The following is an 11,339-nucleotide window of genomic DNA, read 5'->3' on the forward strand; positions in this document are numbered from 1 at the left end:
GCCCGTGGCCTCGGGGCAAGTCAACCTTGCCCGCACGCACCGTGATCTCCATATAAGATACAGAAACGCAACGCCGGAGCGACACCATGCAGACCAGAAACAAAGTGCTCGACGATCTGAGCCAGCTGATGACCAACGCGATGGGCGTGGCGCAGGGCGCCAAGTCCGAGGCCGAGACGGCGATGAAGTCGATGATTGACCGTTGGCTGGCCGAGCGCGATTTCGTGACCCGCGAGGAATTCGACGCCGTGCGCGCCATGGCGCAGAAGGCGCGCGAGGAAAACGAAGCCTTGAAGGCACGGCTCGATGCGCTGGAAAAGGGCGCCGAGTAACGCGCGCTGGGCCTTTCAGGTCCATCTGACGTGGCGGCAGGCGGCGGGATGCCGCGCAGGCCCAACCGCGACATCGGCGGGCTGCCGCTGACCCCACAGGGCGGGCGGCTGTGATGGGATCCTTCAGGAACGTCTGCCGCACTCCCCGCATTCCTCTTTGACATTCACGCGGGCAGAAGTGGCCCGCAAGACGACGAAGGAGGACTCTTCATGAAACCGACATTCACATCCGCGATTGCCCTGGCCGCAATGCTGTCCGTGCCCGCCGTGGGCATGGCCGCGAGCGACACGAAGACCGAGGCCGACGCCGAGGCAAGCGTTTCCACCCAGGCCGGCGACGTCGCGGAAGAGGTCGGCGATACGGTTTACGCCATCGGCGAAAGCACGACCGATGCCGCGCAGGCCGGCGTCGATGCCGTGGGCGGCGTGGCCGAGGATGCTTATGATGCCGCAAGCGACATCTCGGCAGAGCTCGACGCCGCGCTGACCGGCGACGCGGAAGTCTACAGCAAGGACGGCGAGCTACTCGGGACCTATACCGGCACGGATTCCAGCGGTTCGCTGGCCATTATCGACCTCGACGGCGAGATGGAAGGCGCAGACGACAAAGCCGTGGAGCGCGCCGGTGTTCGGATGGACAACCTGATGGTTGGCGAAAACGGCGTGACCGTCGACATGACGAAAGCTCAGTTCGCAAACGCGCTGAAAACCGGCAAGAAATCCAAAGGCTAATATTGCCTGAATTTTGACCGAATGAAGATCATGGCCGTCCTGCGGGGCGGCCATTTTCGTTGGCGCTTTGTCTGCGCGCGTGGTCTGCTAGCCCTGGCATTGACAGGAACCGCGCCGGGAGGGCCATCAGATGACATCGCCCGATTACGAGATTTTCGAGTTTGCCGATTTTGCGCTCCAACGCGGTATGACACTCCCTACAGCGCGGATCGCCTACAAGACCTACGGGATTCTGGCCAAGGATCGCTCCAACGTGATCCTCTACCCCACCTCCTATGGCGCGCAGCATTACGACACCGAGTGGCTGATCGGGCCGGGCCGTGTCCTTGATCCCGAGCGCTATTTTATCGTGATCCCGAATATGTTGGGCAATGGGTTGTCGACCTCGCCATCGAATATCGGCTCGCCATTCGGGCCAGAGCGCTGTCCGGACTTCACGCATTGGGACAATGTGCACGCGCAGAAGCGCCTTCTCGAGGAAATGTTCGGCGTCGGGCATCTGGCCTTGATCTACGGTTGGTCCATGGGTGCGCAGCAGGCTCTGCACTGGGGCGCACTTTTTCCAGACAGGGTGGCGCGGATCTGTGCGGTTTGCGGGACGGCGCGGACCTCGGTGCACAATGCCGTCTTCTTGCAGGGGCTGCGCGCCGCCCTGCAAACGGATGCGGCGTGGGACGGCTTGCGGTTCACCCGTCATCCGGTGCGTGGATTGCGCGCCTTCGGACGGATCTACGCGGGCTGGGCCATGTCACAGGCGTTCTACCGTCAACGTCTTTATGAACAGGCAGGCTATGCCTCGCTCGAGGATTTCCTCGTGCGGTTTTGGGAGGCGCTCTATATCCGCCGCGATCCGCATGACCTTTTGTCCAGTATCGCCACTTGGATCGCCTCGGATATCTCGGACAATTTCGTGTTCAACGGCGATCTCGATGCGGCTCTCGGGGCGATCAAGGCCCGCACGATCATGATGCCGTCGCGGACTGATCTCTATTTCCGCGCCACAGATGCAGAGGCGGAAGCGGCGCGGATGCCGAACGCCACGTTCCGTCTTCTGGATTCCGATTGGGGGCATCGTGCCGGCAATCCCACATGGCACGCCCCGGATGAGACGGCCTTGCGGGAGGCAGTCAGGGATCTTTTGGCCACGGACTAACTCCACTTGCGCGACGCGGGTCTTCGCCCAAAGCTTGATATGATTTTCATGTCATCCACAACTTCTTGCGGTTATCCCCAAGAAATAGCTTTACAGGTTGCGCCATTGCCCGCACCATATCTGGTAGGGACAGAGGGATAAGCCCCCTGATCTTAGAGCAGGCACCGAGCGCTGGGGTGCTGCCAACCCCGCGCTACAACAAAAGAGGTGGCGCTATGGCACTTTCCGAGCAGTTTCTGAGTGAAGACCTTCACCCCATCGACATTGTCGAGCATCTGGCCGAGCACCACGACTGGGATTTTGACCGGATCGGCGATGACCAGATCGCCATGGCGGTCGAGGGGCAGTGGCGCACCTATTCCATCACGCTGGCTTGGTCGGGCTATGACGAAACACTGCGCATGGTCTGCACTTTCGAGATGGAGCCGCCTGAGGAAAAGCTTCCTCGGCTTTACCATCTCTTGAACGACGTCAACGATCAGTGCTGGGCCGGGGCGTTTACCTACTGGGCCGAGCAGAAGCTGATGGTCTATCGCTACGGTCTGGTGATGCCGGGCACACAGGGCGTCAGCCCCGAGCAGGTCGACACTCTGATCAATGCCGCTGTACTGAGCGCAGAGCGGTACTACCCGGCGTTTCAACTGGTCGTTTGGGGCGATCGGGCACCGGAAGAGGCCATCAAGGTGGCCATCTCCGAGGCTTACGGGCGCGCCTGAGCGCCTTTTCGCAAAGCACCGGGGCCGGGGCCGTTGCACCCCCCGGCTCGCGCGCGTATCACTCCGCCTAAAGGTGATTTGAAGCGGCAGGAGTGATCCCATGGATATGGACGATGTAGCGCAGGACGGCCTTGTTTTGCTGGGCTGCGGCAAGATGGGGTCTGCCATGCTTGCGGGTTGGCTCAAGCGCGAATTGCCCGCGAAAGCCGTGTGGGTGATCGACCCGAAACCTTCTGACTGGCTGCAGAACACAGGTGTCCGGATCAACGAGGATCTGCCGGAAGACCCTGCAATTGTGCTTATTGCCGTCAAGCCGCAGATGATGGGCGACGCGCTGCCTACGATTAAGGCGATGGGCAATGGCAAGACGCTGTTCGTCTCGATCGCGGCTGGCACGCCGATCGCGGCCTTCGAGAAAGCCTTGGGTGAGAAAAGCCCGATCGTGCGTGCCATGCCCAACACGCCCGCCGCCGTCGGCCGGGGGATCACGGCGATCATCGGAAACGATCACACGACCGGTGATCAGCTCGACCTTTCGGAGAGGCTGTTGAAGGCCGTTGGACAGGTTGTCCGGCTGGAAAGCGAAGGCCAGATGGACGCCGTTACGGCCGTGTCAGGCTCCGGTCCGGCGTACGTCTTTCACATGATCGAATGCATGGCCGCGGCCGGTGAAGCGCAGGGTTTGTCGCCCGCATTGGCGTTGCAGCTTGCTCAGGCCACGGTGGCCGGGGCAGGGGCCTTGGCTGAAGAGGCCGACGAGGATCCATCGCAGTTGCGCGTCAACGTGACGAGCCCGAATGGAACCACCCAGGCTGGGCTTGAAGTCCTGATGGATGAGGACAAGGGCCTGCCGCCACTTATACGCGCGACTGTAAAGGCTGCTGCCGACAGGTCGCGGGAGTTGCGCGATGACTGACCAGATCGGGATCGACGATTTCCTTAAGGTCGATATCCGCGTGGGCAAGGTGTTGCGCGCCGAGCCGTTCCCCGAGGCGCGCAAGCCCGCAATAAAGCTTTGGATCGATTTCGGACCCGAGCTGGGCGAGAAGAAGACTTCGGCCCAGATCACCAAGCATTACACGCCCGAAGACCTTCCGGGACGGCACGTGATCGCCGTCACCAATTTTCCCGCGCGCCAGATCGGGCCGTTCATGTCCGAGGTCCTGGTGCTAGGGTTGTCGGACGAGAACGGCGATATCGTGTTGCTTGTGCCTGACAAGGACGTGCCGCTCGGCGAACGGATGCACTAATGCGGATCTACTTTACACGGCCCCTGCCCGAAAGCGTGGCGGACATGGCGCGCGCGCATTTCGACGTGGAAATGCGGACCGAGAATACGCCGCTGAAGATAGGCCAGATGCGGGCGGCGCTTAACCTCTATGACGGCGTGCTGATGATGTTCGGCGATACGTTCTCTGCCGAGGTCTTTCGAGACGCGCAGAACCCGCGCTGCAAGGTGCTGGCCAATTATGGCGCCGGGATCAACCATATCGACGTGGCCGCCGCGCGCTCGGCGGGTGTGATGGTCACGAACGTGCCGGGTGCCGTGACCGATGCCACCGCCGATATCGGCATGACGCTGATCCTGATGAGCGCGCGGCGCGCCGGTGAGGGTGAGCGGATGGTGCGTGCCGGCAAGTGGCCCGGATGGAACCCGACGCAGCTTCTGGGCCTGCACGTGACCGGCAAGACGGTGGGTATTGTCGGCATGGGCCGGATCGGACAGGCCGTCGCAAGACGCTGCCATTACGGCTTCGGGATGGATGTGATCTATACTGCCCGCAGTGACAAGGACGCGGGTTATCCGGCGCGCCGGGTCGACCTACCGGACTTGCTGCGGAACGCGGATTTCGTCATCGTCGCTGTTCCGGCCAGCCCCGAGACCCGGCACATGATCGGGGCAGACGAGCTTTCGCTGATGCAGAAGCACGCGCACCTGATCAACGTGGCGCGGGGCGACATTGTGGATGAGGCTGCACTGATCCGTGTACTGCAAGAGAACAAGATCGGCGGGGCTGGCCTTGATGTTTACGAGAACGAACCGGACGTACCGAACGCTCTTAAGGCGTTGGAGAACGTGACGCTTCTACCGCATATGGGCACGTCGACCCTAGAGGTGCGCGAGACCATGGGCCGGGTCGCGGTGGAAAATCTGCGCGCCGCTCTGGCGGGAGAGGACCCGCCGAACCTCGTCAACTGAGCCGGTTTCCGCACAAGGTCGGGCTTGACGCCGGCATTGCGCTGCGATGTTGTGGCCGGAACCCCGAGGAGGAGTTGCATGATCACACCGGCCATCACAGGCACGGGCGTTTTCACGCCTGAGCAGGTCATCACCAATGACGAGCTTGTCGCTGCGTTCAACGCCTATGCCGAGCGGTTCAATGCCGAGAATGCTGAGGCAATCGCGGCGGGCGAGGTCGAGGCCAAGGCGCCGTCGTCGTCGGAGTTTATCGTGAACGCTTCGGGGATCGAGCAGCGGTACGTGATGGACAAGACCGGTGTGCTGGATCCCGAGATCATGCATCCGATCCTGCGGGAACGCAGCAATGATGAGCCGGGGATCATGGCCGAGATCGCGCTCGAGGCCTGTGACAAGGCGCTGGCGCAGGCGGGGCGGGACCCATCCGAGGTCGATCTGATCATATGTGCGGCATCGAACCATGAACGGCCCTATCCGGCGGTCGCGATCGAGATCCAGAAGCTTTTGGGGGCCGGCGGCTTTGCGTTCGATATGAACGTGGCCTGTTCCTCGGCCACTTTCGGCATTCAGGCTGCTGCCGACATGATAAGGTCAGGCTCCGCGCGCTGTGCTATCGTGGTCAGCCCCGAGATCTGTTCGGGCCACTTGGAATGGCGGGACCGGGATTGCCACTTTATCTTCGGCGACGTGTGTACCGCAGTGCTCCTAGAGCCAGCCGATGCCGCGAAAGGCGCGCATTTCATCGTGCGGTCCACTCGTTGCGCCACGCAGTTTTCCAACAACATCCGCAACAACAACGGCTACCTGCGTCGCACCCGTGAGAGCAACATGGAAGACCGGCGCGATATGCTTTTCGTGCAAGAAGGGCGTAAAGTGTTCAAGGAGGTTCTGCCGCTTGTCTCGGCGCATATCAGCGCACATCTTGAGGTGGAGAGTGTGGGCTCAGAGGCGCTCAAACGCCTTTGGCTGCATCAGGCAAACAAGGCGATGAATGATTTTATCGGGCGGAAGGTGATGGGGCGGACGCCGACACCCGAAGAACAGCCCAACATCCTGCAGGATTATGCCAACACGTCCTCGGCAGGCTCGATTATTGCCTTTTCCAAGTTTTCCAGCGATCTGACCGCCGGCGATCTGGGACTGATCTGTTCTTTTGGCGCTGGTTATTCGGTCGGGTCGGTGTTGGTTGAAAAGGGCTGACCGGTCGGTGCAGCAAATCATTGCCTAAAGTATAGGTTTTCCGCATAAAGCGCCGAGCAAAAAAGGGTGCCAATGCGATGTCGAAAGCCGGTAGCTATCTCAAGAAACACACGGAGGCCCTCGTTAAGGACGTGGGCATCGAACCCGCTTGCGAACTGACCGGCAAATCCAAAGCGACCTTGGGCCGCTATTATTCCGACCATGAAGAACATGGCGACAGGTTTATGCCCGTGGATGCCGTCGCTGCGCTGGAGGCTGCGGCGTCCTATCCGCATGTGACCGCCGCTCTCGCGGAACTCAACGGAATTTCGCTTGAATTCGACGAGCGCCGCTCAAACACTGGCGGATCGGGGGGCGTGAACAGCGACGTGATCGCGCTGAGCCAGCGGTTCGCTATGTTGATGGCCGAATACCACCAATCCATCGAGGACGGTGTCATTACCGTCAACGAAGCCAAGCGTCTTCTGAAAGAGACGACCACGCTGCAGCAGGTCTTGATCGATATGAAACTGCACCTGGAAGAAGAGACAGGCTGAGTGCCACGTCGTCCGCCGATGGACGCGCTTGCGCAGAGGCGCTATGAGCGGCCAGACTTACGCGCAAATACGTCCCGAAAGGTTTCCGCAATGTCCGGTCACGGCACTCCGATCCCAATGCAGGCGCATTTTTCTCGTGGTCTTTCCGGTCGCGCGGACGTGCCTGGCGACAAGTCGATCTCGCACCGCTCGCTGATCCTCGGTGCGCTTTGCGTTGGCGAAACTCGGATCACTGGCCTTCTGGAAGGCGAGGATGTGCTCGATACCGCGAAGGCGATGCGCGCCATGGGGGCGGAGGTGATGCGCGACGAGGGTGGGACGTGGCACGTATATGGTGTCGGCGTGGGCGGTTTTGCGGAGCCTGATCAAGTGATCGACTGCGGCAATTCGGGCACCGGCGTGCGGTTGATCATGGGGGCGATGGCCAGCTCGCCCATCACAGCGACCTTCACCGGTGATGCCAGTCTTAACAAGCGACCAATGGCACGTGTGACTGATCCGCTTGCGCTATTCGGCGCGCAGACGGTGGGGCGGTCTGGCGGACGGCTGCCGATGACCATTGTCGGAGCCGTCGATCCGGTGCCGGTTCACTACACGGTTCCGGTTCCCTCTGCACAGGTGAAATCCGCCGTTTTGCTGGCAGGCCTCAATGCCCCCGGCCAGACCGTGGTGATCGAACAGGAGGCCACGCGCGATCACACCGAGCGGATGTTGGCTGGGTTCGGTGCGCAAATTACGACAGAGACCACCGGTGAGGGCCGGGTCATCACCCTGACCGGCCAGCCCGAACTACGGCCGCAGATCATCACGGTGCCCCGCGATCCATCAAGCGCCGCCTTCCCGGTTTGTGCCGCGCTGATCACCGAAGGCTCCGACGTGCTGGTGCCCAGCATCGGCCTCAATCCGACGCGGGCCGGGCTGTTCACCACGCTGCGTGAAATGGGGGCGGACCTGACATATGAGAACGAGCGCGAGGAAGGCGGCGAGCCGGTCGCCGATCTGCGCGCACGCTTTTCGCCCGACATGCAGGGAATCGAGGTGCCGCCAGAGCGCGCCGCGAGCATGATCGACGAATATCCAGTGCTGTCCGTGGTCGCCGCATGTGCCAGCGGTGCGACCGTCATGCGCGGTGTCAAGGAGTTGCGTGTGAAGGAGTCTGACCGCATTGATGCCATGGCGACCGGCCTGCGTGCCTGTGGCGTAGAGGTCGAGGAGGGTGAAGATTGGTGGATCGTTCAGGGGCGAGGGGCGGGCGGTGTTTCGGGCGGCGCGACCTGTGCCAGCCACCTCGACCACCGTATCGCCATGTCGTTTCTTGTGCTGGGACTCGCGGCGCGAAAGCCCGTCGCGGTGGACGATGGTGGCCCGATCGCCACATCCTTCCCGATATTCGAGCCGCTGATGGCCGCGCTTGGCGCGGACATTCGACGGGTTTGATCGTCAGGCGATGCGCGCGCCCTGACCGCCAAGCGCCTCGGCTACCGGCTCGAACGCTTTCGCCCGCGCGGTAGCGATGCCATCGCCGACCAGCGTGACCTCGAACCCGCGATTAAGCGCACCTTGCGCAGTCTTTGCCACGTCATGCTCGCCGTCGAGTCCCAGAATGCGCAGGTGTCCGACCCGCAGCACGCGAAGCACGACATCAAGCTCTCCACTTTCGAATCCGTCCTGTACGCTCTTGACGAGCACATGATCGGCGATGCCCACAAATGGTTCGGCAAGCCCGGTACCGGGGCCGCCTTGGATCGCTTCGCCGCGATAGAGCAGGCGCGCCACGAGTCGGAAGCCAAGGCCGGAAAACTCTTGCCGGAGCGCGATAACCGGCTGATCGCCCTGCTGGGCGAGTGCGACCTCTCGGGCGACGGCGCCCTCGACGCGGGCACGGGTCTGAGCGTCATAGTGCCTGTCGTTCCAGAACACCTCCTGAAGGTTGACCAGAAGAACGGCGGTGCCGGGGCGGGGCTCGATTTTCGAACCTTGGCTGGGCCGTACGACAGCACGTGCCCTGGCCCAGAGCCAGAGTCCGACGACGAATACGAAAATCGTGGCGCCTTCGGTGTAGTCCATCCTGCCTGTCGCCTTGCTGTTTGCGAACTGCTCTGCTCGGGCGCCATGCTGCGCGACAAGTGGCATGCTGTCCAGAGCGCTGCGGCGCAGAGGCGAAGATGCGCCGCAGTGCGCCGCAATGACGCCAGTTGCCCCGATTATGACGGTTGCGGCCTTTCGTGTGCCGGTGAAACCGTTATGTTCCGCGCAAGATCCGCTGATCCAGCAAGGGCCAATCGCAAATGAGCACCGATCCACTCGTCGTTTTCACCCCCTCGGGCAAGCGCGGGCGTTTTCCGAAGGGCACGCCGGTTTTGACCGCCGCACGGCAGTTGGGTGTCGATCTCGATTCGGTCTGCGGCGGGCGCGGCATCTGTTCCAAGTGCCAGATCACGCCGGGCTATGGCGAGTTTTCCAAGCACGGTGTTACCGTGCGTGCTGATGCGCTTTCTGAATGGAACAGCGTCGAAGAACGATATGACCAGAAACGCGGATTGAAACCCGGACGTCGGCTTGGCTGCCAGGCGCAGGTGATGGGCGACGTGGTGATCGACGTGCCCCCAGAAAGCCAGGTGCACAAGCAGGTGGTGCGCAAGGCCGCCTCGGCCCGGGTGATCGAGATGGATCCCGCGACACGGCTTTTTCTCGTCAAGGTCGACGAGCCGGACATGCACGAGCCCACCGGCGATCTGGAGCGGCTCGAACGCGCGCTCAAGAAGGAATGGGGCATTGAGGAGATACGCGCTGATATTTCCCTTCTGTCCAAGCTGCAACAGGTGCTGCGCAAGGGCAAGTTCGAGGTCACAGTGGCACTGCACAAGTCGCACACCGACAGCATACCTCGCGTTATCGAAGTATGGCCGGGCCTGCACGAGGCGGGGATTTACGGGCTGGCGATTGATCTTGGCTCGACCACCGTGGCGGCGCACCTGACTGATCTTGTCACTGGCGAAGTGAAGGCGAGCTCGGGGATCATGAATCCGCAGATCCGCTTCGGAGAAGACCTCATGAGCCGGGTAAGCTATGCTATGATGAACCCCGGCGGCGATGTGGAGATGACAAAAGCTGTGCGCGACGCCATCGATACGCTTGCCGGCGAGATAGCAGGCGAAGCCGGGATCGACCCAAAGCTGATCTTGGAGACTGTTTTCGTCTGCAATCCGGTGATGCACCATCTGCTTCTGGGAATCGATCCAGTGGAATTGGGGCAGGCGCCCTTTGCGCTGGCCACGTCCGACAGTATTTCCCTCGCGGCGAAGGATCTGGACCTTGGTACGATCAACGCCCGTGCGCGCACTTATGTGCTGCCGTGTATCGCGGGGCATGTGGGTGCCGATGCCGCTGCCGTGGCGCTATCCGAAGAGCCCGGTAAATCCGAGGATCTGGCGCTCATTGTCGATGTGGGCACGAATGCCGAGATCCTTCTGGGCGACAAGAACCGCGTTCTCGCCTGTTCTTCACCCACGGGACCGGCATTCGAAGGCGCACAGATTTCGAGCGGACAACGCGCCGCGCCGGGTGCGATTGAGGCCATCCGCATCGACCCCGAAACCAAAGAGCCGCGGTTTCGCGTAATCGGCTGTGAGAAATGGTCGGACGAAGAGGGGTTCTGGGACGAGATCGCCACGACCGGGATCACCGGAATTTGCGGGTCGGGCATCATCGAGGCCGTGGCCGAGCTGCGCATGGCTGGCCTGATGGACGAAAGCGGGCTGATCGGATCGGCCGAGGCGACCGGGACCCAGCGGATGGTGCCGGAGGGCCGGACGCATTCCTACCTGATCCATGACGCCACCGACGAGGGCGGGCCGCGCATCACCGTGACACAAGGCGATATCCGGGCGATCCAGCTCGCCAAATCGGCGCTTTACGCGGGCGCGCGCCTTTTGATGGATGAACGCGGCGTGGACAAGGTCGACCGCGTGGTACTGGCCGGCGCGTTCGGCGCGCATATCTCGGCCAAGCATGCGATGGTTCTGGGTATGATCCCAGACGTGCCGCTGGACAAGGTCACAAGTGCGGGGAACGCCGCCGGCACGGGCGCGCGTATCGCGCTTTGCAATGTTGCCGCTCGGGCCGAGATCGAGCGCGTCGTGCGCCAGATCACCAAGGTCGAGACCGCCATCGAACCGCGATTTCAGGAACATTTTGTTGCTGCCAATGCGATCCCGCACAAGACCGACCCGTTCCCGGAATTGGCCAAGATCGTCCCCTTGCCGTCACCGACTTTCAACACAGGGGGCCGAGACGGCGGCGACGGCGAAGGCGGCCGCCGCAGACGCCGCAGAGCGTGACAGATCAGGGAAATCTGGCGATCCCGCGAGGACTCGAACCCCGAACCTGCTGATTAGAAGTCTTACGGCGCTCGTTTCGACTGCTTTCGTAAATGTACTTTAATCTACTATTTTTCATTGAATTTTGTCT

The 11,339-nt window shown here is 61.9% G+C and carries 12 protein-coding genes; 11 read left to right on the forward strand and 1 reads right to left on the reverse strand.

Annotated elements, in window-relative coordinates; genetic code table 11:
- Window positions 1–86: 86 nt before the first annotated feature.
- The 10 genes from EZV60_RS09110 (at window position 87) to aroA (ending at window position 8,306) form a co-directional block, all read left to right on the forward strand.
- Window positions 87–332, forward strand: a complete 246-nt coding sequence (locus tag EZV60_RS09110) for an accessory factor UbiK family protein (RefSeq protein ID WP_135504624.1) — start codon at window positions 87–89, stop codon at window positions 330–332.
- Window positions 333–542: 210 nt separating this feature from the next.
- On the forward strand, window positions 543–1,064 hold the full coding sequence (locus tag EZV60_RS09115; RefSeq protein WP_135504628.1) for a hypothetical protein: 522 nt from the start codon (window positions 543–545) through the stop codon (window positions 1,062–1,064).
- A 130-nt stretch (window positions 1,065–1,194) separates the two neighbouring features.
- Window positions 1,195–2,217: an alpha/beta fold hydrolase gene (locus tag EZV60_RS09120; protein WP_135504632.1), complete on the forward strand. Its 1,023-nt coding sequence runs from the start codon at window positions 1,195–1,197 to the stop codon at window positions 2,215–2,217.
- A 215-nt stretch (window positions 2,218–2,432) separates the two neighbouring features.
- Window positions 2,433–2,933 (forward strand): type III secretion system chaperone family protein, encoded by a 501-nt coding sequence (locus EZV60_RS09125; protein WP_135504636.1) that lies wholly within the window; start codon window positions 2,433–2,435, stop codon window positions 2,931–2,933.
- A 100-nt stretch (window positions 2,934–3,033) separates the two neighbouring features.
- Window positions 3,034–3,849, forward strand: a complete 816-nt coding sequence (proC, locus tag EZV60_RS09130; protein WP_135504640.1) for a pyrroline-5-carboxylate reductase — start codon at window positions 3,034–3,036, stop codon at window positions 3,847–3,849.
- Window positions 3,842–4,183: a tRNA-binding protein gene (locus EZV60_RS09135; protein ID WP_135504645.1), complete on the forward strand. Its 342-nt coding sequence runs from the start codon at window positions 3,842–3,844 to the stop codon at window positions 4,181–4,183. Before proC ends, EZV60_RS09135 begins: the two co-directional genes overlap by 8 nt.
- Entirely contained in the window at window positions 4,183–5,133 is a 951-nt protein-coding gene (locus EZV60_RS09140; protein WP_135504650.1) for a 2-hydroxyacid dehydrogenase, read from the forward strand. The genes EZV60_RS09135 and EZV60_RS09140 overlap by 1 nt, the downstream gene beginning before the upstream one ends.
- Before the next feature lie 78 nt (window positions 5,134–5,211).
- On the forward strand, window positions 5,212–6,333 hold the full coding sequence (locus EZV60_RS09145; RefSeq protein WP_135504654.1) for a beta-ketoacyl-ACP synthase III: 1,122 nt from the start codon (window positions 5,212–5,214) through the stop codon (window positions 6,331–6,333).
- 77 nt (window positions 6,334–6,410) lie between these two features.
- Complete coding sequence (locus EZV60_RS09150; protein WP_135504656.1) at window positions 6,411–6,869, forward strand: hypothetical protein; 459 nt, start codon at window positions 6,411–6,413, stop codon at window positions 6,867–6,869.
- 90 nt (window positions 6,870–6,959) lie between these two features.
- On the forward strand, window positions 6,960–8,306 hold the full coding sequence (gene aroA / locus EZV60_RS09155; RefSeq protein WP_135504658.1) for a 3-phosphoshikimate 1-carboxyvinyltransferase: 1,347 nt from the start codon (window positions 6,960–6,962) through the stop codon (window positions 8,304–8,306).
- A 3-nt stretch (window positions 8,307–8,309) separates the two neighbouring features.
- Here aroA and EZV60_RS09160 read toward each other — a convergent pair whose 3' ends face one another.
- Window positions 8,310–8,936, reverse strand: coding sequence for a cysteine hydrolase family protein (locus EZV60_RS09160; RefSeq protein WP_167853490.1), 627 nt, complete (start codon window positions 8,934–8,936; stop codon window positions 8,310–8,312).
- Window positions 8,937–9,157: 221 nt separating this feature from the next.
- On the opposite strand from EZV60_RS09160, the gene EZV60_RS09165 reads away from it, so the two are divergent.
- Entirely contained in the window at window positions 9,158–11,209 is a 2,052-nt protein-coding gene (locus tag EZV60_RS09165; protein WP_135504665.1) for an ASKHA domain-containing protein, read from the forward strand.
- Window positions 11,210–11,339: the final 130 nt, after the last annotated feature.

It is taken from the genome of Roseovarius aestuariivivens (assembly GCF_004761875.1).
GTDB classification, from domain to species: domain Bacteria; phylum Pseudomonadota; class Alphaproteobacteria; order Rhodobacterales; family Rhodobacteraceae; genus Roseovarius; species Roseovarius aestuariivivens.